Genomic DNA, 26,509 nt, shown 5'->3' with positions numbered 1-26,509 from the left:
AACAAACGAAGAGCTGATGACAGCCATAAAAAATGGCAACCAGTCGGCTTTCTCCGAATTGTACGAACGATTTAATCTGCGTTTGTACTACTATTTTTTTCGTATGCTGGGCAACGACAAAGAAGTGGCCAACGATTTTTTACAAGACATTTTTCTGAAGATCATCAACAAACCGGAACTTTTTAAACCCGGAAACAAATTTACAAGCTGGATTTTTACGGTGGCGCACAACATGTGTAAAAACGAGTACCGCAACCGCGAAGTGCGAAAAATTGTATGTAAAGATGAAAATCCAGAGCAATTTCTGAGCAACGAAAATTCGTACGAAGAGACGAGGAACAAAGAAAACCTCATCAGCGAATTATTTGCTGAAATTGAAAATCTGGAAGAAGATCAGAAAGCAATTTTGCTGCTGAAATACAAGGAAAATTTTAGTCTGAAAGAAATCTCGGAGATACTGGAATTACCGGTAGGAACCATTAAATCGAGATTGTATTATGCGCGCACCGCGCTCACAAAAAAAATGGCTGATAAAGAGTTACTTTAAACAGAACAGTATGAAAAACAATAGGATAAACGACAATGAATTAAGTTCTATCTTTCAGGAAGATGCAACGAATCATTTCCCCGATGAAGCGGTTCGTGGCCGTTTGGAATACGCTTTTATGGTGAAAAGCCGCGGCTACAAAACCACGCAAAATTCTTTCCTCGGACTATTTGGCTGGATATTCTCCTGGTCGAACCTGCCCTTAAAAGCAGCGATGGTTTCGTGTGTGTTGCTTTTTTCGCTGGTAAACATTAAAAATGTGGAAACTCCAATGTTGCAGCAACTTCAGGATACCACACAAAACATGGTGCCTTTTCACATCGATTCATCACAAACATCGCCTTTTTTTGTCGATAGTTGTTTGACTTCAAAAACGATAAAAAACGATGGTAATAATCAGCCAAACAGCAATTCAGAAATAAGGATTTTTAATCCGTCGCAGAAAATTTTATCTACGACGCATTTTTTATCAAATCCTGATAGTAACCTTTCATTTGCTCTTCCAATTCCATGCGTTTTGCCTGATCTTCGAATTTCGCAGAAACAACAATCAACTGGTTTAAATAATACAACTCCCGCTGAACAGCTTCTTTTAGTCTAAGTTGTTGTGTTTCGTTTAAACTGTTGTAAAATTCGAGCGTCTCGGTAACATTCTTTTCCATCTCATCGAATAAAATTTTGCTTTCCTTTTCGTGCCCAGTTGCCAGCATTAATTCGGCCTGTTTTATCGCAAAAATATCATAAGGAATTTTCGACAATGGAATTTCATCGGCACACTTCTGTAACAACTGAAAAGCTTTTTCCATTTCACCTTTTTGAATGAGCAATTCCGCCACTTCGTTAAACGTATTGCGTGCCTGAAAAACACTAAGATTAACAACGGTATTCCAATCGGCATACACCGACGGCATAGAAATATTTCCCCACTGAAATTCATCCATCAATTTAGCGGCAATACGCTCCGGATCACATTTCCCAATGGAAAACATACTACTTGATTTACTCTTTTCAGGAATCAGCCGATGCACAAATCCTTCGCATTGCAAATAAGCCCCCAAGCCGTGTTTTGCCGCCTCGCCTTTCGACACAAAACAGACGGGTCGCTCTGCAGCATTCGAACTAATTATATCCCAAAATGCCAGCTCGTGTTTATATAAGCCATTTTTTCCGTTTAGTGACACTGGAATTTTTCCACTTTTCCCACCAGCCTCAACCTGCAAGTTTAATTTGGTTAGGGGGATAAAGTTTACACGATCGCCCGAGTTCAATGTCACCTTTGCTTTGTTGCTTTCAATATTTAGAAAGTTCAACGCTTCCTGCCACGAGGTATCGCGGTTAAATTTTTTCAGCACAGGAACATAAGCCAGTTCGCCATGATCATATTTGTCCTGAGCGAGCATCATTTTTAATCCGGGATCGTTATATTTCTGATTTCGCAAACCACCGATAAACCAGTTGGCCGACAAAAAGGGCATAATTACAATCCGCACATCGGTGCGTAAACCTTCCACTTCCTGACAATATAGCAGCGGATAAGTATCGTTATCGCCGCTGGTAAAAAGAATGGCATTTTCGGGGCATGATTGTAAAATATTAGCGGCAAAATCGCGGGCTGCATATCTTCCCGAACGATCGTGATCGTTAAAATTTTGAGATACCATTAATACCGGCCCTGCCAAAAGCAACACCAGAAAAACCGGAACAGCAACTTTTGCATTTTTTATTTTTTGCTGAATTAAACTGACTGCAGCCACCAAACTTACTCCCACCCATATGGAAAATGCCATAAACGCCCCTACAAAAACATAATCGCGCTCGCGCGGCGTGATGGGAATTTCATTGATATAAACGGTAAGTCCAAGGCCGCCCATAATAAACAGGGCCAGTACAATAAAAAAAGTTTCGCGGTTGGTTTTGTATTGATAAACTGCACCCAACAATCCCAACAATAGTGGCAGAAAAAAATATGTATTTCGGGCACGGTTGTTTTTTAACCATAACGGAACTTTATCTTGTGGCCCAAGTCGGAAATTATCAATAATATTAATCCCCGAGAGCCAATTGCCATTCAGAATCGTTCCTTTACCCTGCCGGTCGTTTTGGCGGCCCACAAAATTCCACATAAAATAACGGCCAAACATAAAACCAAACTGGTAGCGGACAAAAAATTTCAGCTGATCGGAAAAGCGCGGAACAACAAGTGTTTTTTGTTCGCCGTTACGTTGTTTGGTCACCACACGTTTTCCTGAAATATTTATCCAACTGTTATAGGCTTTTATGTGCTTTTCATCGCTGCTCGACATACGCGGAAACCAGTTACAAGTTCGATCGTCGTACACGTAGTCGGGAGCCAATTGTATGGGCTGGTATTTCCCATCGATAAAATCATACGACGAACGTTCATTAACATCAAGTAAGGGCGAGTTATAATTTTGGCCGTATACCAACGGTCGTTTCGGATATTGCTCGCGGTTCAGGTAATTGATGAGAGAAAAAATATTGTTGGGCTGTCCAAAATTTATTGGTGGATTAGCAGACGAACGAATGAGATTTACAGAATAAACTGAAAAGCCCAGCAAAACGAACAATACAGACAGTGTAATAAGTTCGAAAAGATGTTTTTGTTTCTTTCTGAAATTAATTATTAGCGAACCGAGTAGTGCAAGAATAAAAAATATTCCCAAAAGTGTGCCCGAGTGTAAAGGCAAACTTAGCCGATTAACAAATAATAAATCGAATTTCGAGAGCAGTATCATTACAACGGGTGTTAAAACGTATAATACGCCTAATAATACTGCAACTCCCAGTCCGAAAAATAGCACCAGCTTTTTTATAGAGTACCCATATTTTCTGAATCCCATAATCATTACCACCGAAGGCAGAACCAGCAAATTCAACAAATGAACACCTATTCCCAGGCCCGTTATAAGTGCTAAAAACAATATCCATTTTTCGTTGCCGGGTTGTCCGAATTGCTCGTCCCATTTTAATGTTGCCCAAAACGAAAGAATGAGAAAAAACATGGAAAGTGCGTACACCTCTCCCTCAACTGCCGAAAACCAAAACGAATCGCTGACCGCGAATGTTAAAGCGCCAATAACAGCACTCCCGATAATCAATGTCGTGGAATCAGACATTTTTGCTACCAATTTTATAATGACGTGATAAAGTAAGAAAATGGTTAAAGCACTAAAAAAGCCCGACATAAAGTTGATTGTCCAGGCTATTTTTTGAGGATTTCCGAACGAAAGCAACGTAAACAGGCGCCCCAACAACATAAAAAGCGGAGCTCCCGCCGGATGATTTACCTCCAGTTTTGTGGCCGAAAGAATAAACTCGCTGCAATCCCAAAAGCTAGTGGAAGGTTCTAAAGTAAAACTATAGATTGATAAAGAAACCAGGAAAACAAAGAGGCCGGTAATTTTTACGAATGAATTAGAGCGCATATATTTTTTGGTGTTAATACACGCGTTTAATTAAAAGTTCAATTTTTTAGGACTTATCACATTTCTTATTCCTAATCCAAATAAGAATTTAATATCTTGCATTTCAAATTTAAATTAAACTATACATATGATTTTAGGAGTATCAGAATGGCTCAGCGGAAAATTAGGTTGGGATGTAAAAATGATTAGAATTGCATTTGTTGTTGGTGTTCTATTCGCCGGCGTTGGCTTAGGTCTTTATCTTATTCTTTGGGTGGTTAAAATGTTTTCAAAATAAAATAGTCGTTTCTTTTCAATCATTCATAAATTGATGATCAAAGCCTTAAAACATTCGATAACGGGATTTTATTTTCGTAAATTTGTCGTGCTTAATTATTTAAAAATATACATTGGATAAACAAATTTTACTGGAAGGAATTGATCTCCTTGAGTTTTTTGGAGTAAACAATTCGAAGATTGAACTAGTTAAGAGGCTTTTCCCAAAAATTAAAATCACTGCGCGTGGCCATGCCTTGTTCGTTCAGGGAGAACCAAAAGAAATAAACACTTTTGAGAAAAAGTTCGCCCTCATTCTCGATCATTATTATCAGTATAACATGCTCACCGAAGAAACGATTCATGAAATTTTGGATGCGGGAGTTTCATCAATTGAAGAAAATGGTAGCAGTGAACCAGATATTATTGTTTTTGGCAACAGCGGAAAACCTGTTCGCGCACGCACACCCAATCAACGACGGCTGGTGGAAGCCAATTCGCAAAACGATTTGATTTTTGCCATTGGACCCGCCGGAACCGGAAAAACATACACAGCTATTGCATTGGCTGTTCGGGCACTAAAAAACAAAGAGATAAAAAAGATTATTCTGAGCCGCCCGGCTGTTGAAGCAGGTGAAAACCTGGGATTCCTTCCCGGCGATTTAAAAGAGAAGATCGATCCGTATTTGCAACCGCTTTACGATGCATTGCAGGATATGATCCCTCCGAAAAAACTGGAGGAATTTCTGAAAGACGGTGTGATACAAATTGCCCCGCTGGCTTTTATGCGCGGACGGACATTGAGCAATGCCTACGTAATCCTCGACGAGGCACAAAACACCACGGTTAACCAGCTAAAAATGTTCTTAACCCGGATGGGACTAAACGCCAAGTTTATTATTACCGGTGATGTTACCCAAATTGACCTGCCTCGGAAAAGTCATTCGGGGCTGATACAGGCATTACGCATTTTAAAAGGCATTAAAAATATTTCAACTATATATTTCGATAAAAAAGACATTGTACGTCACCGTCTGGTTCGCGATATTGTAGAAGCTTACGATAAATACGACGATCAAAAAATTGAGATAAAAACTGATTCAACGGGTAAAAACGCCAAATAAAACATTATCCAACTAATTACCAGATGAATAAACAGTTATACAATTAAACAGTTTTTCAATTTGGCAATTTAAAGCATCAAACAAAAACCAGCTAAATTTGTAGTAAAAATCGAAGAGGTATTTAAGCAGGAAATAAGTATCAATACAACAATAAATATTCAACAAAATGGGTAACGCACTTACAAAAACAAGTTTCAATTTTCCGGGACAAAAGAGCCACTACAAAGGTAAAGTTCGCGACGTATACAACATCAACGATGATTTTTTGGTGATGGTCGTATCAGATCGGATTTCGGCATTCGATGTGGTGCTGCCAAAAGGAATTCCTTTTAAAGGGCAGGTACTAAACCAGATTGCAGAGAAATTTCTGGATGCCACTTCTGATATTGTTCCGAACTGGAAAATAGCAACACCCGACCCGAATGTAACAGTGGGTCATTTTTGCGAAACTTTCCCGGTAGAAATGATTGTTCGTGGTTATTTAACCGGAAGTTCGTGGAGATTGTATAAAAATGGCGGTCGCGATATTTGCGGGGTTCCACTTCCAGAAGGGTTAAAAGAACACCAGGCTTTTCCTGAGCCACTGTTAACGCCAACAACAAAAGCAGAACAAGGCGCTCACGACGAAAATATTTCGCGCGAAGAGATTATTAAACAAGGATTGGTTTCGGAAGAAGATTACGTGGAACTGGAGCGTATTTCGCTGGAACTGTTTAAACGCGGTAGCGAAATTGCCAAAGAAATGGGCTTGATATTGGTGGACACCAAATACGAGTTTGGTAAAAAAGATGGTCAGATCTATCTGATTGATGAAATCCACACACCCGACTCGTCACGCTATTTCTACGCCGATGGTTATCAGGAACGTTTTGACAAAGGTGAAAACCAAAAGCAGCTTTCGAAAGAATTTGTTCGCGAGTGGTTAATGGATAACAATTTCCAGGGGCGCGATGGCGATGTACTCCCTGAAATTCCGGAATCGTTTGTAAATGAGGTATCGGAAAGATACATTGAGCTTTACGAGAATATCACCGGCGATAAATTTGTAAAATCAGACACATCAAAAATTGAAGACCGAATTGAAACTGCGGTTACTGATTTTTTGAAGCAAAAAGCATAATAGAACAACCACAATAAACGGAAAACACCTGCTTAAAATTTAAGTGGGTGTTTTTGTTTTCACCTCATATAACTACATTGCACAAGATTATAATACATTAAAATTTCGACATGAAACGATTAACAACACTTCTGCTACTGGCGTTTTTAGCTATAAATAGTTATGCACAGGACGAATATACCCTTGTAAAAGAAGGAGATACTGCACCAGACTTTTCAATAACTATGGAAGATGGTTCGGTAAAAAAACTCTCAGATTTGAAAGGGAAAGTAGTGTGGATTAACTTTTTTGCCACCTGGTGTCCGCCATGCCGCAAAGAGTTACCGCATCTTGAAAAGGAAGTTTATCTAAAACTGAAGCAAAACGAAAATTTTGAGGTTTTGGTAATTGGCCGCGAACACGACTGGGCAACCGTTAATAAATTTAAAGCCGACAACAATTACTCCCTCCCCTTCTACCCCGATCCCGAACGCGATATCTTTTCAAAATACGCGAAACAAAATATTCCGCGTAATTTTGTAATCGATAAAAATGGAAAAATTGCCGTTGCTTCCATTGGTTTTAAGGAGGATGAATTCAATAAAATTATTGAGAAAGTGAGTGAATTATTAAAATAGTGTTTAAACAAAAATATTAAAAGAGCTGTTTGTATTCTACAAGCAGCTCTTTTTTATGCTTAAGAATAAACACAAAACGCTTATAATTTATTTACTCACTAAAAATTACTTTATGAAAAAAATGCATTTGAAAGTTCTGGCTCTTTTCTGTGCCGGAATATTAATCTATTCGTGTGATAAAACAATTGTAACCGACGAAACCGGTGATGAAGCTTTTGAGCTTAAATCAGCATCCTCATTAAAGAATAGTTACATAGTAGTTCTGAATGACGCTGAATTAACGGAAGAACTGGCAAAACTGAAAGGTTACGAAAAGAAACAAAATGCAGTAAAAGCCAAATCAGCAAAAATTTTAAAACGTGCCGGTATTACGGACGGTGAACTTGGACACATGTACGGAACTGCCTTAAAAGGCTTTTCAGTAAAAATTGCTCCCGGGCAATTAAAGAAACTTGAGAATGAGCCCTCGGTTGCATACATAGAAGCCGACAAAGTGGTATCGCTGGCTCCGCCTCCGGGAAAAGGACCAAATAAAGGAGATGGTGGCGATACGGGAGGCGAAACTCCAACGCAGGAAACGCCATGGGGCATTACCCGTGTTGGAGGTGCTGCTGTCGGGACAGGTAAAGTTGCCTGGGTCATTGATTCAGGGATTGATTTGGATCACCCCGACTTAAATGTTAATACTGGTCTTAGTAAAGATTTTACAAATTCGCGTAAAGCTGGTGCTGATGATGAAAACGGACATGGAACGCATGTGGCAGGAACAATTGCAGCAATTGATAACAACGAAGGTGTTGTTGGCGTTGCAGCCGGAGCATCTGTTGTTGCCGTGCGCGTGCTCGACCGTAGAGGAAGCGGGACCATTTCAGGAGTTGTTGCAGGAGTTGACTATGTAGCAAACAATGCTTCTTCAGGTGATGTGGCAAATATGAGCCTTGGCGGTGGTGTTTCAACAACTCTTGACGCTGCTGTTTTAGCGGCCTCATCAAGCTGTACATTTGTTCTGGCTGCCGGTAACGAAAGTGACAATGCTAATAACCATTCTCCTGCGCGAGTTAATGGAACAAATATTTACACTATTTCAGCCTGTGATATTAATGACAATTGGGCTTATTTCTCGAATTACGGAAGTGGCGTTGATTATTGTGCACCGGGATACAGTATTCTTTCAACCTGGAAAAATGGAGGTTATAACACAATTAGCGGAACATCAATGGCTGCACCACACGCAGCTGGTGTGCTATTAATGGGATCAAAAAACTCAGATGGTTCTGTTAATGGTGATCCTGACGGAAATGCAGATTCGATCATTCATTTGTAAATAAATACTTTCTATATTTCAAAACCCGGATTTATACTCCGGGTTTTTTTAATGCTAATTTTCTAACAACAGTTCTGCTATTTTGTATATCTCACCCCCCACTTTCGCATTGGTGTCGTTGGTAATTACGGCTACCACCATTTTTTCGCCAGGATAAATAATCAAATTACTGCAACCACCTACCGATCCACCGCCATGCCCGTAGTATTCACGTCCAAATTCGTCAACCCCGGAAGAAAATCCCATTCCATATCCTGTCTTTTCACCATTCCTCAAGGTTTGAGGAGTAATCAACAGTCGTTTTACTTCTTCTGAAAAAAGCGTATTGTTTAGCATGCCATTTCCGAACTTTACCAAATCTTCAGAGGTAGAAATAAAACCACCGCCTGCCCATTTGTAACTATTATCAACGAAGGGTGCATTTATCACCTTTCCGTTATTCATATCGTAATAACCGGCGCGAAACAATATGAGAGAATCCATACGTTCGGCTGTCGTTTCTGTCATTTCCAGCGGATCGAAAACCCGTGTTTGCATAAAATGCAGAAACTCCTCGCCCGACGCCCCTTCCATAACTGCACTCAGCAGATTAAAACCATAACTGGAATAGCTGTATTTTGTCCCCGGCTCAAAAAGCAGTGTATCATTCATAAAAATCGCCAATCCTTCTTTCACCGTCGGATAGTATTTCGAGGAAAGAAATTCGTTTCCGCGGTAATGACGAATTCCGGCCAAATGTCCGGCCACTTGTCGTGTGGTTATCTCGTGTCTCTTTTCCGGGAAACCAGGAACATATTTCTGGACAGGAGCATCAAGATCTATTTTACCTTCCTCTATCAGAATCCCCAACCCGGCAGCTGTTAGGGCCTTTGAAATACTTCCAATCCTAAACTTTGTTTTTCCGGGATAAACCGGCACCTGTTGCTCGTAGTGTGCTAATCCAAATCCTTTTGATAAGACCATCTCATTATCGACCGAAACGGTAGCTGTCCACCCTATCGATTCACTTTCAACACGCAATTGTTCCAGATAGTGTTCTGCTTCTTTTGTTTTTGGGTCTTCAGTTGTACATGAAATACCGAATAAAAACAAAACAGTCAGCAGATAAATCAGTTTTTTCATCGTGGTAAATATTTATGTTACAGATTTTTATATCAGAAGATATTTAAAGTTACAAGAAAAAACGGTAGCGCTGAAATACTGCGCATTAAAGAATAAATCATCTTTTTTGCTCTTTTTGCCAAATTATGTATTTTTGCGGCGCATTTTAAACGCAGGTAACATGTTTTTATATAATCGGGTAAACAAGGAAGAGTTGAAAAAAAAGTTGGCAGAAGAAACCTTTCAACGCAAAACGATTTCATTTTATCGCTACCATATTCTGGAAAATCCACAAGAATTCAGAGATGAACTATTTCGCGATTGGTTTCCGTTGGATTGTTTCGGACGCATTTATGTGGCCTGCGAAGGGATTAACGCACAAATGAGCGTACCGGAGCATCATTGGAAGGCATTTATAAAAACATTGGAACGTCATGAAATTTTTAAGGAGATTCCGATTAAATATGCCATTGAAGACGATGGAAAATCATTTTATAAATTAACCATAAAAGTGCGCCCTAAATTGGTTGCCGATGGTTTGGACGACGGTGCCTACGATGTTACCAACGTAGGCAAACACTTATCAGGCGTTGAATTCCACCAGCACATCGGAGAAGAAAATACCGTGGTTGTTGATATGCGCAATTATTACGAAAGTGAGATCGGTCGTTTTGAAGGCGCCATTTGCCCGGAGGCGGATACTTTCCGCGAAGAGCTGGAAATTGTTACCGACTTGTTAGAAGACAAAAAAAATAAAAAAATACTGTTGTACTGTACCGGAGGTATTCGCTGCGAAAAAGCAAGTGCTTATTTAAAACACAAGGGATTTCAGGATGTTAACCAGCTGCACGGCGGAATTCTGGAATATGCCCGCCAGATTAATACGGCTAAGCTGGATTCAAAATTTATTGGTAAAAATTTTGTTTTTGACGAACGTTTGGGCGAAAGTGTAAACGGCGAAGTAATTTCAAAGTGCCATCAGTGTGGAAAACCCTGTGATTTGCATACTAACTGCGATAATCAAGGTTGTCATATCCTGTTTATTCAGTGCCCGGAGTGTGCCGAGAAATACCATGGTTGTTGCACTCCCGAATGTGCTGATGAAAAAGTAAAGGGAACCGGCCGCCAGTTGGATTTACGCATCGGTTTTGGCAACAGTCGCAAATTCAGAAAAAGCCTTTCGTTAATGAAAGCTGAGCAAGAAAAATTAAACGTTCAATAAAGAGATAACATTAGACGTCATCCTGAACTCCTGACTGCCGTCAGGCAGGTGTTTCAGGATCATTATATGGCATAAATTAGATTCCGAACTAAATTCGGAATGACGTTCAGGCATTTCCACACATTTTCTATTTTTGCAAGCAATGAACAATTTTTGGCAAGATTTTAAAAGTCCTGTTTTTTCGTTAGCTCCAATGGAGGATGTTACCGATACAGTTTTTCGTGAGATCGTAATGGGAATGGCAGCACCTGAAAAGCTACACCTGGTTTTTACGGAGTTTACTTCTGTTGAGGGTATGAATCATCCGGTTGGACGCGAACGGGTTTCGGAACGATTGATTGTAAATGACTCGGAACGTGCTTTGCTCAAAAAACTTAACATTAAAATTATTGCCCAAATCTGGGGGCGTGATCCGGAAATCTATCACAACATTGCCAAATACATTAGCGAAAATTACGATTTCGACGGCATCGACATAAACATGGGCTGCCCGGTAAAAAAGGTATTCAAGATTGGTGCCTGTAGTGCACTGATCGGCGAACCGGAGCGTGCCAAAGAAATTATCCTGGCCACAAAAGAAGCTACTCACCTACCCGTGAGTGTTAAAACCCGAACAGGAATAAAAGAACACATCACCGAAAACTGGATTGCCAATTTACTGGAAGTTGATCCGGCAGCCATTATTCTGCACGGACGTACGCAACGCATGCAATCGGATGGCGATGCCAACTGGGACGAAATTGCAAAAGCCGTTCAACTAAAAAAAAATCTGAAACCCCATATTCCCGTTCATGGAAACGGCGATTTATTTTCTTACCAACAAGGACTGGATCGGGTCAGCCAAACCGGTGTTGACGGAGTAATGATTGGTCGTGGCATTTTTCAGAATCCCTGGTTTTTTAATCCTGAAAAAGAAGAAATTTCAATGCACGACCGAATTGAAAAACTGCTTGCACACACCCGACTGTTTGAAGAAACCTGGAGCCCCGACAAAAATTTCAATATCCTGAAACGTTTTTACAAAATCTACCTGAACTCCTTTCCTGGGGCGGCAAAAATGCGTGCCGACCTGATGGAAGTTAAAAACTACGACGAGGTGTATCGCTATTTTGATTCTTAGAACAAAATCTTCAACCGGATATACATCAAATCTCAAATGCGGTATCTTGTTATTTAACTGAAAAAACAGCAATTTTCTCATTTAAGCTGTAATAATCAGCTAATAATGCATACCATTATTTATAAACAAAAACACCAAAATGAAATTCCTGATTTTTCTATCCATAACCCTATTCTTCTTTTCATGCAGTTCAAACAAAACCGAGATTTTCCAATGGCGTGGCGAAGACCGTAAAGGTATTTTCGATGAACAAAATCTTTTAAAAGAATGGCCGGAGAACGGACCGAAAGAACTTTGGTATGTTGAAAACATAGGAGATGGATTTGGCTCGCCAACCATAACCGACAATGAAATTTTTATAACAGGAGCAATTGATAGCACAGCAACATTATTCTGTATTGATTTAAACGGCCAGAAAAAATGGGAAGTGCCATTTGGAAAAGAATGGGTAAAGAGTTATCCGGGATCGCGCTCGCAACCAACCGTAGTTGACGATTTAATTTATGTTGGTTCGGGAATGGGAAATTTACATTGCTTAAATCGCTCGAACGGTGAGCTCCTTTGGGAAAAACGATTTGTTGAAGATTTTAATGGTATTTATCCCCGTTTTGGCCATTCGGAAGCACCTGTTATTGATGGCGACAAAGTTTTCTGGACACCCGGCGGAGAAGAACACAATGTGGTTGCCTTAAACCGTTTTACAGGAGAATTAATTTGGAGCAACGAAGGACACAGCGAACGCTCAGGTTACAATCCTGGAACGTTAATTAAGATGCCATCGCGCAATATCTTTGTCACATTTTCGGCATATAATATGATGGGCTTTGATACTGAAACAGGTGAGCTATTATGGACACATGCACAAGATAATACACCACTTGACAAACGTCAACCGGGTATGGGCGACACACATAGCAATGGTGTGATTTACGATAATGGAGCAATTTATTACGCAGCCGGCGATGGAAATTGCGGAGTAAAACTTCAACTTTCGGAAGACGGAACTGAGATTACTGAAGTATGGTGCAATAAAGGCTTCGACAGTTACATGGGAGGAATTGTAAAAATTGACAACCATTTATACGGTACAGCAACTTCAAAAAAGCTCTTTAGAAGTATTGATGCAAGCAGTGGAGAATTAACTGATTCGCTAAAATTGGGTTGGGGAGCTGTTATTTCAGCTGATAACATGCTTTATTATTATGGCCAAAACGGAACCTTGTCGTTAATCGATTTTAATGAATCCGGTAAAATGAACCAGATCAGTGATTTTAAAATATCAAGAGGAACAAAAGAGCATTTCTCGCATCCTGTTATAAAAAATGGTGTTTTGTATCAACGTCACGGGCAAGTGTTGATGGCATTCGATATTTAAAAGAAAGTTAGAGTTCGATATATCTCAGGAACTCTTCGCGAACACTTTTGTCTTTGAACTTTCCGGAATATTCGGCAGTAACAGTACTGCTACTTTCATCCTGGATTCCGCGTGACGATACACACATGTGCTTGGCATCGATAACAACTGCTACATCATCAGTTTTAAGTATTGTTTTAAGCTCGTTGGCAATTTGTACCGTTAAGCGTTCCTGAACCTGCGGACGGCGTGCAAAATAGTCGACAATACGGTTAATTTTGCTCAATCCAATTACTTCGCGCGATGAAATGTAAGCTACGTGTGCTTTCCCTACTATCGGCAGAAAATGATGTTCGCAAGTGGAATTCAGATTGATATTCCTTTCCACGAGCATTTCTCCATAATTGAATTTGTTCTCGAATACCGAGATCTTTGGTTTATTTGCCGGGTTTAATCCACTAAAAATTTCTTGTACAAACATTTTGGCTACACGATGCGGCGTTCCTTTCAGACTATCATCATTCAAATCAAGCCCCATAGTTTTCATTATATCGCGAAATTTGTCTTCAATAATCGCCATTTTTCTTTCGTCACTCAGCTCGAAAGCATCATTGCGCATGGGCGTATCCATTGATGTGGCAATATGATTATCGCCAATTAACTCGTGCTTATTTTGGCCGTTTACCTTTCCATTCTTTTTATGGTTAACGCTGGTATATATTATTTCTTCTCTGTAACTCATCTTTTCTGGTATTTCTGGTTCTAATTTCTCAGCTTTAATAAACAGACAGAAATCCATTTTGTTTAATCTATAAAAACAAAATATTAAACAAATTGCACAACTTTTGATTGAATAAATTCCAGCCCTCCTTTCAACCATTGAAACTTATTGGTTTATAACCAGATAAAAACGGGAATAAACGAATCACATTTCGCATCGATTAAAGTTATGTTAAGATAGCTCTATCCCCTATCTTCATTCGCTTACACCGCAAAATGTGAATTCTTTTTTTTTCACCATTTTTTTTCAATTTCCTTTGCCAGTGTAAAAACAATTTCTACTTTTGCACACGCTTTAACAAAGCAACAACGTTCAAAAAGAAATAATGGAAAAGTAATAAATGAAATTGCTGCAAAGCAAGATGACATTTAGCACTAAAAACCACTGGTGAGGTGGGTGAGTGGCTGAAACCACCAGTTTGCTAAACTGGCGTACGGGTAAACTGTACCGCGGGTTCGAATCCCGCCCTCACCGCATAAATTATTATCGGGATGTGGCGCAGTCCGGTTAGCGCACCTGCTTTGGGAGCAGGGGGTCCCAGGTTCGAATCCTGGTATCCCGACCATTAAAAATCAAGGAGTTAAACGAAAGTTTAGCTCCTTTTTTATTTACCCGGGCAAGATCCTTTTGTTCCCAATTGTTGTAACTACTTAAATGCTTTATATATTGCTGACCAAAACGATTTCCATCTATATGACAAAGCTTCTCCAGACTATTTGCGCTGATTGAGAACGTGTCCAAGTACTCCTTAAAAAAGGCTCGAAATCCTTTGTATAAGGCCTTCCTTGCCACCCAATCCCAATCCCATTCCCAACTCACAACCTCACCAGTAGCTTCAACCAACCACCGACGACAACGAACATGAAGCATCGCGGCCTTTCTTCGGATTGGAAAGTATTGGAGAACCACTTCTGAATGAACTCCTTTGGAAGTAAGCTTTTGCTTTTTGTACTTCTTTGGCTTCACATCTTGTTCTTCTAAAGAAACATGAATACCATAAAAAACGATACTAACTATTACTACAAATTAGATCTGCAAAATTTAATCGTACAATAATTCTCTAAGGAGTTCATTTCGGGTGAATTACTGAACATTCAGCAAGCAATAAGGGTTAATAATTGAAACAACTAAATAGCATGCTCCGTTTATTCTCCAAAATACGTTACAAACTGGCTGGTGAAAACAAATTTGGCAAATACCTTCGTTATACAATTGGCAAAATCGTGCTGGTACCCATCGCTATTATATTGGCTTTGCAAACAAACAATTGGAATGAAAATATAAAAACTGGTATTTATGAAAAACAAATACTGCAGACAATATCCTTCTCATTACAAAGAGATTCCATTCATGTTGAACGACTAAAACAACGAGGGATCAGCATTGAAACTACGATTGTAAATGTGCCTACTTTTATGCAACATGGAGCCGTTGGAACACATTCAGATTACATCAACAAATTAAAACAATTGAGTAATAATATAAAATTCAATTTTGAAAAAGGAGCTTATTGGAGGCTAACGTCCGGAGGATTGGAATACATCAGCAATGATTCCCTTCGAACTTTATTGGTTAGTATATATGAAGTATAATACCAAACTCTTTTTTACAATCAGTGTAATTATAATGAAAATTAAAAAATATAAATTATGAAGTACAATTTATTGGGAAATACAGGATTATACGTATCAGAACTTTGTTTGGGCACCATGACATTTGGCGGCCGTGGTATGTGGACAGCTATTGGAACATTGCCACAAGACCAGGTGAACAGTCTGGTGAAACAATCGGTTGACGGCGGGATAAACTTTATTGATACCGCTAATATTTACAGTGAAGGTCTGAGCGAACAAATGACCGGGCAGGCTATCCGCGACCTTGGGTTAAAACGAGACGACCTGGTGATTGCCACAAAAGTACGCGGTCAAATGGGCGAAGGCCCCAATGAGGTTGGGCTAAGTAAAAAGCACATACTACAACAGGCCGACGAAAGCCTTGTACGTTTGAATATGGACTACATTGATCTTTATCAGATTCATGGTTTCGACCAACTAACACCACTGGAAGAAACGCTTGAAGCACTTGATATGCTGGTTAAAAGCGGAAAAGTAAGATACATTGGGTGCAGTAATCTGGCAGCCTGGCAGCTGATGAAAGCACTGGGTATTTCGGTACAGCAACACCTGAGCAAATTTGTTTCGTTGCAAGCCTATTACACCATAGCCGGACGCGACTTGGAACGCGAACTGGTTCCCCTGCTTCTCGATCAAAAAATAGGATTAATGGTTTGGAGCCCCCTGGCAGGAGGCTTGTTAAGTGGCAAATACAGCCGCGATGAAGAAACAAAAGAAGGCCGAAGAGTGAATTTTGACTTTCCGCCCGTGAATAAAGAAAAAGCCTTTGACATTATAGATGTGATGCGAAAAATTGCCGAAGATAAAAATGTTGGTGTGGCTCAAATTGCCTTATCATGGCTGCTGCATCAACCCGCTGTTTCATCGGTAATTATTGGCGCCAATAAGCCTGAACAGTTAGCCGAGAATCTAAGTTCAGTAAATATAAACCTGGAAGCCAGCGAACTAAAGGAATTGGATGAAGTTAGCAAACTGGCCCCTGAATATCCGGGTTGGATGATTGAACGTCAAAGTAACGGCAGGTAACCTTTTAAGTACAGGCAATACCCGTATCTAAAATCCTGGCTGAACATTCTTCACTGTATGCGGCCGGACATATCAGCCAAACCAATACCGATTATTTACGTTCTTATTCACTTAATTTAAAATACATTATCATGAGAATTTTATCAATTGACGGCGGTGGAATCCGGGGAATTATCCCAGGTCAAATCCTGGTAGCGCTCGAAGAGAAATTAAAACAACAAAGTAATAATGAGGATGCAAAAATTGCTGATTATTTTGATTTAATTGCAGGTACAAGCACCGGAGGAATTCTAACTTGTATCTATTTATGTCCTTCCGAATCGGATCCTTTAAAAGCAAAGTTCTCAGCTTCTGATGCGGTAGATTTATACATTGAGAACGGAGACGAAATATTCGACATCACGCTAAAGCAAAAAATAAAATCTGCCGGAGGAGTTATCGACGAAAAGTATTCAGCTAAAGAACTGGAAGAATCATTAAAGGATTACCTGGGAGATTTAAAACTTAGTGAATTGATTAAACCCTGTTTGGTAACATCTTATGACCTGAGAAGAAGAAAAGCGCATTTTTTCAGACAACATTCAGCTAAAACGGATAACGCCAATGATTTTCTTGTCAGGGAAGTCGCGAGGGCAACATCAGCTGCTCCAACTTATTTTGAAACTGCAAAAGTAAAATCCATCTCAGCCATTCCCTATCCTTTGGTTGATGGAGGTGTATTTGCCAACAATCCATCGTTGTGTGCTTACGCCGAAGCACGTAATTTAAAGGGTAAGCCAAAGGCAAAAGATATGTTTATTTTAAGCCTGGGAACCGGAAAAGTTGAGAAACCTTATTACTACAAACAGGCTAAGGATTGGGGACTGGTTCAGTGGGTAAAACCAATTATTGATATAATGATGTCTGGTGTTGCAGAAACAGTAGATTATCAGCTCGCCCAAATATTTGATGCGGTAGGCAAACCGAATAACTATGTACGTATTGATCCTGATCTTCGCAATGCCAGTCATGAAATGGACGACGCGTCAATAGAAAACCTGAAAGAACTAAAGATTGCCGGACAAATCTGTTCAGAAGAAAATGACGCATTATTTAATCGAGTTGCAAAAAAATTAATTTCAATGACTCCTGATTAATTGTTATTAAAATACCGAAAAGTTCCCTTCATCACTTCCACTTCAAATTCGGATTGAAATAAAGTGATGTACTTATTCATTCCGTCAGCTTACTGCAAGCCAGGAAGCGTAACATGTGTCTATGTAATGTAACATAGCACAACAAATGTGTCATTCATACATTTTATGTAACATCTTCAATGCTTTTTGTAACATAGCTGCACTTTTATCAATTTACTACTGCTTATTTTTCCTGAAAATTAAGCACCATTTTAATGAAACAACAAAATGTATCAACAGTAGCCCTAATTATTGCCTTAGGTGGTTTTTTGTTTGGTTACGACATTGCAATGATGTCAGGAACAACTTCACAACTCGAGCAGTTATTTGTACTCAATAATTTTTGGCTGGGATTTACCGTTGCCATTGCTATAATTGGAACCATAATTGGCACTTTAATTATTGGAAAACCAGCCGAAAAATACGGACGCAAAAACACATTAATCTTTCTTTCCGGATTATTTGCACTTTCGGCCCTGGGAGCTGCTTTTGCCGTGAACTGGACTATGCTGCTTCTGTTTCGTTTTTTAACCGGAATATTGCTGGGGTGTATCTCTGTTGTAACTCCGATGTTTATAGCCGAAATTTCTCCGGCCAAAAGACGCGGACGTTTAGTACTGTTAAATCAACTTTTTGTGGTAATCTCCTTATTTCTTGCATTTGTGGTAAATTACCTCTTGGCCAAATCCATTGGATCCGGATCATGGCGATGGATGATTGGAGTGGAAGCCATTCCTGCAGCATCGTTTTTTCTGTTATTGAATAGGGTTCCGGAGAGTCCGCGCTGGCTGGTTAACCAAAACCGTAATGATGAAGCACTAACTGTATTTACGCGTATTAAAGCCAATAATCCGCAGGAGGAAGTTCGGCTTGTTCAAAAATCAGTAGAACAAGAAGAAAAAATGGGACACGGAAAACTTTTTGTTAAAGAAAACAGTTTCCCGATTACCATCGCTATTTTAATGGCAGCCTTTAACCAACTTGCAGGCATAAATGCCATAATGATATACGCCCCACGTGTTTTCGAAATGGCCGGATTTGATGCCAACATATCACTACTTCAATCTATTTCGGTTGGTGCCACAAACCTGGTTTTCACGTTGGTAGCATTAACACTTATCGACCGATACGGACGACGATCACTATTAATGGCGGGTTCGGTAGGTATGGTTTTCTTTTTGGGTATGCTCTCCAAATCGTTTTTTACCGAAGACTACAGCGACCTTGGCGGATATGGTGTAATGATTTACTTAATGGGATTTATTGCCTTTTTTGCTTTTTCGCAGGGTGCCGTTCTTTGGGTAGTTATCTCCGAGATTTTCCCGAACAAAGTGCGTTCTAAGGGACAGGCTCTTGGAAGTTTCACCCATTGGATAATGGCAGCGGCATTAATTTGGGGATTTCCGGCATTTGCCAATATGCCGGGAATTGGAGGTGGTTCATCATTTGCTTTTTTTGCTTTTATGATGTTGATACATTTCTTCTTTGCGTGGAAAGTAGTACCTGAAACAAAAGGTAAATCACTGGAAGAAATACAGGCTGATATGAAAAAAAGAAGTATTAAATAATTATATGTGCATACCGAAATGAATATTACAAATAAGGAAATACTTTGCATCGGAGAGGTTTTGTGGGACAGAATTCCATCAGGAGCGAAACCGGGCGGAGCACCAATGAATGTGGCTTTACACCTGAATGCAATAGGGCTTGATGCATCAATAGCCAGTTCAGTTGGCAACGACAGTGCGGGCAAACAACTTATTGATTTTTTGCAAAATTTAGGAGTTGATACTTCATTAGTACAAACCGATAAGAAGTTACCTACCAGCGAAGTTTTAGTGCACCTCGATTCGAACAACAATGCCTCGTACGAAATTTGTGAGCCGGTGGCCTGGGACAATATTCAGCTAACTAATGATTTGGCTAAAAAAGCAGAAAGTGCGGGCTTGTTCATTTATGGTTCGCTGGCATCGCGCAACCAAACAACACGCGAAACACTTCTGCGATTACTCGACAATGATGCCGTAAGACTAATTGATGTAAACCTGCGCAAACCATACGACAAACAAGATGTTCTGGAACTTTTACTGGCCAAATCGGATATTGTAAAACTAAACGACGACGAACTACACATTTTTGCCAGCTGGAATGGAATTGAAAAAAAAACAGAGAAAGAATTGATCAAGTGGTTTGTACAACACTATAAAGTTGAAATGCTTTGTGTAACCCGGGGAGAAAAAGGAGCTGCGATGTTTCATGAAAACAAACTATACGAGCACCCTGGGTTTAAAGTAGAAGCGGTTGATACGGTGGGTGCCGGCGATGCTTTTCTGGCCGGATTGGTAGCCTCATTCCTTCAAAAAAAATCACCTTCTGAAGCGCTTACTTTTGCCTGCGCAACGGGTGCTTTTGTAGCATCAAAAGCAGGTGCTACTCCGAAATACGTCATGAGCGAAATTCATGCAATAATGGAAAAATGAGAAAAATAACTGGCATACTAGCAGTGCTGATATTTTGCGCATGTTTGCAACAAAAAGAAAACTCATCTGTACGAACGGTTTCAAATTCGTATTATTCGGAGCAATATCGTCCGCAATATCATTTTACGCCCGATTCAATGTGGATGAATGATCCTAACGGAATGGTTTTTCACGAAGGAGAATATCACTTGTTTTACCAGTATTACCCAGACAGCAACATTTGGGGACCGATGCATTGGGGGCATGCTGTAAGCGAAGACATGGTGAATTGGGAACATCTACCTATTGCGTTGTATCCTGATGATAATGGCTATATTTTTTCGGGTAGCGCTGTGGTTGATAAAAAGAATACTTCCGGCCTGGGACAAGATGGGAAGGGGCCCATGGTGGCAATTTTTACTTATCATGATCCGGTAGGAGCAGCCAATGGTGAAAACGATTACCAAACACAAGGATTAGCATTTAGTAACAACAACGGTCGCACCTGGGAAAAGTACCCCGAACCGGTGCTAAAAAACCCGGGTATCGCCGATTTTAGAGATCCTAAAGTAAGCTGGGTAGAAGAATTTTCAAAATGGATAATGGCACTTGCCGTGCAAGATCACATTGAATTTTACGCATCAACAGATTTAATCAACTGGGAAAAAACCGGCGAATTTGGACAAGAAAAAGGCGCACACGGCGGAGTGTGGGAATGCCCTGATTTATTTCCCGTGAAAATAGAAGGAACTAACGAAACCAAGTGGGTATTGCTGGTTAGTATCAATCCCGGTGGGCCACAAGGCGGTTCGGCAACACAGTATTTTATTGGCGATTTCGATGGAAAAACTTTCAGTACCACACAAAACGAGGAAAAATGGCTCGACCACGGCAGCGATAATTATGCAGGTGTAATCTGGAATGGCATCCCGCAATCGGATGGTCGGTGTCTTTTCATTGGCTGGATGAGTAATTGGCTATATGCACAGAAAGTACCAACCCAACGCTGGAGAAGTGCAATGACTCTTCCCCGCCAACTGAAACTCAGAAAAATAAATGGCAATTACATTTTAGCTTCGGCACCTGTAAAAGAACTGGAAACATTACGCCTAAAAAACAGAGTTCTACTGGTTTCAGAAGTGTCGGGTTATACCTTAATCCCCACTGCTAATATTTCTGTTATGCAGTCGGAGATGCTATTCAATTTTAAACAGAATAAAGAGGGAAATGAATTTGGAATTCAGCTTTCAAATAAAAACGGCGAGAAAATCAAAATCGGTTATTCTCAAAATAATTCAGAATTATACATTGATAGAACAGAAGCCGGAACAGCCAATTTTTCTGATGAATTTGAAGCAGTACATCGCACAAAATATATTGCAAAACAAAACTTACAATTTCATGTGTTTATCGACAAAGCCTCGATAGAAGTTTTTGTTGACAATGGAAATGCAGTATTAACAGATATTTTTTTTCCGGGGGTTAGCTATAATAAAGTGGAACTTTTTTCAACAAAGGGGAGCACTAAGGTTACCAATGCTGCAATCTGGCAATTATCATCTGTTTGGTAAAGTATACAATACATATTGTTTTTACTGGTTTTTTATCGGTGCCTGTTAAATTGCAAACACAAACAACTCTAAAAAGTAGGCAGATCTGTCAAATTAAAATCCAATAGAATTTGTATATTTCGTACACTTAACTAAACGTTTGAACGAAATGAGAAAATTAATTGCAGTGATTTTCCCCATTGCTTTTATACTCCCCTTCCTAATCACGTCTTGTTCTAAATCTCCTTCCACGCTTTTCGAAATCATCCCTTCATCACATTCAGGAATTGAGTTCAATAATTTTATTGAAGAAAAAGACAGCATGCTTATTGTGAGTAATGGTGCCGGTGTTGGTATTGGCGATTTTAATAATGATGGCTTGCAAGACATCATTTTTGCCGGAAACAAAGTTTCGCCACGTGTTTACCTGAATCAGGGTGATTTTAAATTTGTAGACATTACTAATCATCTTGAAGGATTAACCAACAACCAGTGGTACAGCAGTGTTACGATAAACGACATTAATAACGACGGCTGGCTGGATATTTACCTGACTTCGACAGTTGGAAATACTTTCGAAAAAAGAAAAAACCGATTGTGGGTAAATAACGGTATCGGAGAAAATAATATACCCTCGTTTACCGAAAAAGCAGAAGAATATGGTATTGCCAGTTCATCAGCTTCAGTAGATGCAGCCTTTCTGGATTATGACCTGGACGGTGATCTTGACCTATATGTGCTTAACAGCAACCTGGTTATGCGATCTTCATCAGCCTACCGTCCTAAAATAACCGATGGTAGCGCACAAAATAACGACATTCTGTACCGGAACAATGGCGACAATACTTTTACCGATATTAGCAAAGAAGCAGGAATAGTATTTGAAAGATATGGTTTGGGGTTGGCAATTGGCGATGTAAACCGTGATAATTATCCGGATATTTATGTCTCAAATGATTACCTCACCAACGATCTTTTATATATTAACCGGGGAGATGGTACTTTCAGCAATGAAATTAAAAAATACCTCTCGTTCCAAACCCATTCATCAATGGGTAACGATATGGCGGATGTGAATAACGACGGCTTCCTGGATATCTATACACTCGACATGCTTCCGCAAACCTATCAAAAGAAAAAACAAACATTGAATGGTTTTAGCTCCGTTATTTATATGATGAATAAAAGGTTTGATTACGAAGACCAATACATCAGAAACATGCTTCATCTGCATAACGGTTTTATGAATACCGAAATGCTTCCATTCAGTGAAATTGGACAATACACTCAAATATATCATACAGAATGGAGTTGGTCTCCGTTATTTGCCGATTATGACAACGATGGCGACAAAGACCTCTTGGTTACCAATGGTTATCCGAAAGATATGACGGATAAAGATTGGGCAAAAATGATGGCATTAAGCCAAAAAAATCAGTCGGCCGATATAAATATTCTCGATCATTTACCCGAAGTTAAGGTACCAAATTTGGCATTCAGAAATTGCGGAAATCTGTGTTTCCAAAAAACCGATGATTGGTTGCCTGAAATTCCGTCCTTTTCTTACGGAGCTGCATTTGGGGATCTCGATAATGATGGGGATCTGGATTATGTGACAAATAATTTTAACTCGAATGCATTTATATATAAAAACAACTCTCGCGAACGCTTTCCCGAAACTTCCTCATTTTTGCGAATAAAATTGGAAGGAACAGCCACTAACAAAATGGCCATTGGTGCTAAAGTTGAAGTGTGGCAAAATGATAACTATCAATTCGCCGAGTATTTTCCATCGCGTGGTTACGCTTCAACAGTTGAGCCCGCCGTACATTTCGGGCTTCCGCTAAATGCACCGGCAGATTCGGTAATCGTTACCTGGCCTTCGGGACAAAAAAGAACGAAACTCACGAATTTAAATCCGAATAAAACGATAAATTTAAGGGAAGCGGATGCACAACCTGTAGGAAAGAAAAATCTTCTTCCCGGTACAGGAGAACTTCTTTTCTCTCAGGTAGACAGTATTTTGGATTATACCCATCAGCAAAAGAATTTCATTGATTTCTTTCTTGGACAGAAGATTATTCCTCATAAATTTTCTCAAATAGGACCACGTATTGCCAATGGCGATCTGAATGGTGATGGAAAACAGGATATTATTATCGGATCAACAAATATGCTTCCGACAAAAGTATTTTTTAGTAGCGACAATGGTTTTGAAGAAACCGAAATTGAAGGACTTACAGGATTTAAAAAATTCTCGGAAGCCGGTTTTGCTATTCAGGATTGGGATAAGGACGGAGACATAGATGTTGCCGCAGTTGCCGGTGGTTTGGAAACACGCAGAGAAAGCCAGACAAGTGATTATCTTTTTCTTGCCAACAACGTTAATCTTAGTGAAAAAGAGAACGACCTTCGGCATTATCTCTACCTGAACGACGGCGACAGATTTATAAAACAATCGTTGCCCGTTCCACCATTTATCGCTTCTGTAATTGTGCCTCTGGATTATGACAAGGATGGTTACACCGATCTTTTTATCGGTTCGCGCGTGCAGAAAGACCGGTTCCCTTTTGCACATGAATCGTGGCTCATTCGAAATAATAAAGGAAAATTTGAAGCCCTACCTGAATCAAAACTAGATTTGGGAATGGTAACCAACGCCATAGTTACTGATTTTGACCAGGACGGATGGCAAGACATTTTAGTAACGCGCGAATATAATTCAATACTTTTTTTAAGAAACCAGGAAGGAAAAAAACTGGTGCCTATTGAAATAGATGAACTTGAAGATAAACATGGATTCTGGTATGCTGCGACTTCTGGTGATTTTGATCAGGATGGAGATGAGGACTATATTTTGGGGAACCTGGGCGACAACAGCCAAATTGAAATTAACCCAACAAATCCAATGAACCTTTATGCCATGGATGTGGATAACAATGGAATTATTGAGCCGATTAGAACGGCCTACTGGGAAAACGAAAAAGGAAAAAGAACAGAATACCCGGTTAACTACCTCGATGAACTCACTGAACAATCAACCTACTTCAAAAAGAAGTTTGAAAGCTATACCGCTTTTAGCTATGCCGATTTTGATGATATTTTCGACAAAAAGGCAAAACGAAGCATTCACAAAAAACTTTATGCCAATACCACATCAAATTACTTATTGTGGAACGATAATGGAATTTTTCGTTGGGAAAAGCTGCCAACACGATTACAATTAGCACCAAATACCAGGTTTCTGGTAAGGGATTTTAATGGCGATAATTATCCCGATATTTTATTGGGGGGAAATGATTACACTTGGGAAGTTGGCTCCGGTAATTACGATGCAAACATTGGCTACCTGATGCTTAACAAAGGTAAAAATAAGGCTTCAGGTTCCTTTCAGTTTAAAGTTATGGGGCCATCGGAAAGTGGTATTCTACTTGATGGAATGATTGAATCGCTTTTATACGTAACTGGAGAACCCAACTTAATTATTGCTGGTTTTAATCGTGATAAAACAAAAGTTTTTCAATCGAATATAAAATAACGTGAGTTCGGGCTAGCTATTATTCTGAGATAATACCAGTTCCCTCCTTAATGGTCAGATACCGGTCTGCATTCAAATCTTTATATTCCTCTTTTTCGCCGTTCGTCCAGTAAATAATTACCTGATCCACCTTCTCCGTTTTTCCTAATCCGATGTGAATACGCGGATCGTTATTTGAAAGGTAGGTAGTTGCCCACTGATTAACAAATACCCTTTTTGTGGTTCCGTAAGTTACTTCTACTCTTGCTGAAACAGCTGATGCCTGGCCATTTTGTCCTATCAGTTGAAGCCCCAGCCAGTGGTTGGTATTCGTTCCATTATTTTTTAACAAGGTTGGGCTTCCATCACCATCAAGATGAGAAACAATTACATCCATATTTCCATCGTTGTTGTAATCCACCACAGCCAGTCCTCTGCCCGATCGTTTAGAATCGAAATAAGAACTGAGATCTTTACCAACATCTGTGAAATGTCCCATTCCATCGTTTTCCAGGAGAACAGGATATTGCAGAATCAATTCTTCCGCGGTTCCGTTAGAAGAGATTATATCCAGGTCGCCATCGTTATCGTAATCAATAAACACTGTTCCCCAGCTTCCTTTGCCCGACAATGATGCCGATACACCAGCCGATTCGACAACATCCCGGTAAAAACCATTTCCCCGATTTTTATACAGCGCTCCGTAACGTAAATCTCCAACAAGAATATCAATCAAACCATCATTGTCAATGTCGCCAATTGTTCCATGCATCGAGCCGGTTGTGGCACCGTGTGTATTCACAGCTACACCCGATTGAATTCCAACTTCTTTGTAGGTTCCATCTTCATATTTAAACAGGTAATTGGCCTGGTGATCGTTGGCCTGGTAAATATCAAGATCTCCATCTTTATCGTAATCAAAAATGGTCAGTCCCATACATTTCGAATCAGGATAATACAAATTATTTTGTGCGGTTACATCTTTAAAACTTCCATCTCTTTGCTGCTCGTATAGAAAAGATGCCTGACCTTTGTATTCTGACGGATGTGGCATCATAACAGGAGTTTGTGTTGAAACATATTCAGGGTCGAAAGCCAGAAAATTTCCAACCATACAATCCAGCAGGTTATCTTTAT

Annotated in this window: 20 protein-coding genes, 2 tRNA genes and 1 pseudogene; 18 read left to right on the top strand and 5 right to left on the bottom strand. The window is 39.8% G+C overall.

Going from position 1 to position 26,509, the window contains the following annotated elements; genetic code table 11:
- Positions 1–16: 16 nt before the first annotated feature.
- Positions 17–547, top strand: a complete 531-nt coding sequence (locus G0Q07_RS08305) for an RNA polymerase sigma factor (RefSeq protein WP_163345649.1) — start codon at positions 17–19, stop codon at positions 545–547.
- Positions 548–999: 452 nt separating this feature from the next.
- On the opposite strand, the gene G0Q07_RS08300 is transcribed toward G0Q07_RS08305, so the two are convergent.
- Positions 1,000–3,993: a glycosyltransferase family 117 protein gene (locus G0Q07_RS08300; RefSeq protein WP_163345648.1), complete on the bottom strand. Its 2,994-nt coding sequence runs from the start codon at positions 3,991–3,993 to the stop codon at positions 1,000–1,002.
- Positions 3,994–4,120: 127 nt separating this feature from the next.
- Between G0Q07_RS08300 and G0Q07_RS08295 the strand changes: the two genes are divergently transcribed.
- The 5 genes from G0Q07_RS08295 (at position 4,121) to G0Q07_RS08275 (ending at position 8,433) form a co-directional block, all read left to right on the top strand.
- A complete protein-coding gene (locus G0Q07_RS08295) occupies positions 4,121–4,270 on the top strand; it encodes a PspC domain-containing protein (RefSeq protein WP_163345647.1) in 150 nt (49 codons plus the stop codon).
- Between the two features lie 112 nt (positions 4,271–4,382).
- The gene (locus tag G0Q07_RS08290; RefSeq protein WP_163345646.1) at positions 4,383–5,372 is read left to right on the top strand and encodes a PhoH family protein; all 990 of its coding nucleotides are present in this window, start codon (positions 4,383–4,385) and stop codon (positions 5,370–5,372) included.
- Between the two features lie 166 nt (positions 5,373–5,538).
- The gene (locus tag G0Q07_RS08285) at positions 5,539–6,492 is read left to right on the top strand and encodes a phosphoribosylaminoimidazolesuccinocarboxamide synthase (RefSeq protein WP_163345645.1); all 954 of its coding nucleotides are present in this window, start codon (positions 5,539–5,541) and stop codon (positions 6,490–6,492) included.
- A gap of 110 nt (positions 6,493–6,602) precedes the next feature.
- A complete protein-coding gene (locus tag G0Q07_RS08280; protein ID WP_163345644.1) occupies positions 6,603–7,109 on the top strand; it encodes a TlpA family protein disulfide reductase in 507 nt (168 codons plus the stop codon).
- A gap of 112 nt (positions 7,110–7,221) precedes the next feature.
- Positions 7,222–8,433 (top strand): S8 family serine peptidase, encoded by a 1,212-nt coding sequence (locus G0Q07_RS08275; RefSeq protein ID WP_163345643.1) that lies wholly within the window; start codon positions 7,222–7,224, stop codon positions 8,431–8,433.
- Between the two features lie 54 nt (positions 8,434–8,487).
- Here the strand turns inward: G0Q07_RS08275 and G0Q07_RS08270 are convergent, their stop codons facing one another.
- Entirely contained in the window at positions 8,488–9,555 is a 1,068-nt protein-coding gene (locus tag G0Q07_RS08270) for a serine hydrolase domain-containing protein (protein WP_163345642.1), read from the bottom strand.
- Between the two features lie 160 nt (positions 9,556–9,715).
- Between G0Q07_RS08270 and trhO the strand changes: the two genes are divergently transcribed.
- From trhO to G0Q07_RS08255, 3 genes are all read left to right on the top strand, one after another.
- Entirely contained in the window at positions 9,716–10,756 is a 1,041-nt protein-coding gene (trhO, locus tag G0Q07_RS08265; RefSeq protein WP_163345641.1) for an oxygen-dependent tRNA uridine(34) hydroxylase TrhO, read from the top strand.
- Positions 10,757–10,898: 142 nt separating this feature from the next.
- Entirely contained in the window at positions 10,899–11,876 is a 978-nt protein-coding gene (locus G0Q07_RS08260; RefSeq protein WP_163345640.1) for a tRNA dihydrouridine synthase, read from the top strand.
- Positions 11,877–12,015: 139 nt separating this feature from the next.
- A complete protein-coding gene (locus G0Q07_RS08255; RefSeq protein WP_163345639.1) occupies positions 12,016–13,251 on the top strand; it encodes a PQQ-binding-like beta-propeller repeat protein in 1,236 nt (411 codons plus the stop codon).
- Between the two features lie 7 nt (positions 13,252–13,258).
- On the opposite strand, the gene folE is transcribed toward G0Q07_RS08255, so the two are convergent.
- Entirely contained in the window at positions 13,259–13,972 is a 714-nt protein-coding gene (gene folE / locus G0Q07_RS08250) for a GTP cyclohydrolase I FolE (protein ID WP_163345638.1), read from the bottom strand.
- A gap of 425 nt (positions 13,973–14,397) precedes the next feature.
- On the opposite strand from folE, the gene G0Q07_RS08245 reads away from it, so the two are divergent.
- Positions 14,398–14,485, top strand: a tRNA-Ser gene (locus tag G0Q07_RS08245).
- 13 nt (positions 14,486–14,498) lie between these two features.
- Positions 14,499–14,576: transfer RNA gene (locus G0Q07_RS08240), tRNA-Pro, on the top strand.
- Positions 14,577–14,767: 191 nt separating this feature from the next.
- On the opposite strand, the pseudogene G0Q07_RS21405 reads toward G0Q07_RS08240, so the two are convergent.
- Positions 14,768–15,004 (bottom strand): annotated as a pseudogene (locus G0Q07_RS21405) (ISAon1 family transposase N-terminal region protein); the annotation flags it as partial.
- A gap of 143 nt (positions 15,005–15,147) precedes the next feature.
- Between G0Q07_RS21405 and G0Q07_RS08235 the strand changes: the two are divergent.
- From G0Q07_RS08235 to G0Q07_RS08205, 7 genes are all read left to right on the top strand, one after another.
- The gene (locus tag G0Q07_RS08235; protein WP_163345637.1) at positions 15,148–15,603 is read left to right on the top strand and encodes a hypothetical protein; all 456 of its coding nucleotides are present in this window, start codon (positions 15,148–15,150) and stop codon (positions 15,601–15,603) included.
- A gap of 57 nt (positions 15,604–15,660) precedes the next feature.
- Entirely contained in the window at positions 15,661–16,671 is a 1,011-nt protein-coding gene (locus tag G0Q07_RS08230; protein ID WP_163345636.1) for an aldo/keto reductase, read from the top strand.
- Between the two features lie 131 nt (positions 16,672–16,802).
- Positions 16,803–17,807 carry a patatin-like phospholipase family protein gene (locus tag G0Q07_RS08225; protein ID WP_163345635.1) on the top strand — a complete coding sequence of 335 codons (1,005 nt, stop codon included), beginning with the start codon at positions 16,803–16,805 and terminating at the stop codon, positions 17,805–17,807.
- Positions 17,808–18,061: 254 nt separating this feature from the next.
- Positions 18,062–19,414, top strand: a complete 1,353-nt coding sequence (locus G0Q07_RS08220; protein WP_163345634.1) for a sugar porter family MFS transporter — start codon at positions 18,062–18,064, stop codon at positions 19,412–19,414.
- Positions 19,415–19,432: 18 nt separating this feature from the next.
- Positions 19,433–20,326, top strand: coding sequence for a carbohydrate kinase family protein (locus G0Q07_RS08215; protein ID WP_163345633.1), 894 nt, complete (start codon positions 19,433–19,435; stop codon positions 20,324–20,326).
- Entirely contained in the window at positions 20,323–21,876 is a 1,554-nt protein-coding gene (locus tag G0Q07_RS08210; protein WP_163345632.1) for a glycoside hydrolase family 32 protein, read from the top strand. The genes G0Q07_RS08215 and G0Q07_RS08210 overlap by 4 nt, the downstream gene beginning before the upstream one ends.
- 148 nt (positions 21,877–22,024) lie before the next feature.
- Positions 22,025–25,393 (top strand): VCBS repeat-containing protein, encoded by a 3,369-nt coding sequence (locus G0Q07_RS08205; protein WP_163345631.1) that lies wholly within the window; start codon positions 22,025–22,027, stop codon positions 25,391–25,393.
- A gap of 19 nt (positions 25,394–25,412) precedes the next feature.
- Here the strand turns inward: G0Q07_RS08205 and G0Q07_RS08200 are convergent, their stop codons facing one another.
- On the bottom strand, positions 25,413–26,486 hold the full coding sequence (locus tag G0Q07_RS08200) for a CRTAC1 family protein (RefSeq protein WP_163345630.1): 1,074 nt from the start codon (positions 26,484–26,486) through the stop codon (positions 25,413–25,415).
- Between the last annotated feature and the right edge of the window lie 23 nt (positions 26,487–26,509).

This window comes from Draconibacterium halophilum, assembly GCF_010448835.1.
Classification (GTDB): Bacteria; Bacteroidota; Bacteroidia; order Bacteroidales; family Prolixibacteraceae; genus Draconibacterium; species Draconibacterium halophilum.
The sequence above is the reverse complement of the archived record's forward strand: the minus strand, read 5'-3'. Positions and strand labels throughout refer to the sequence as shown.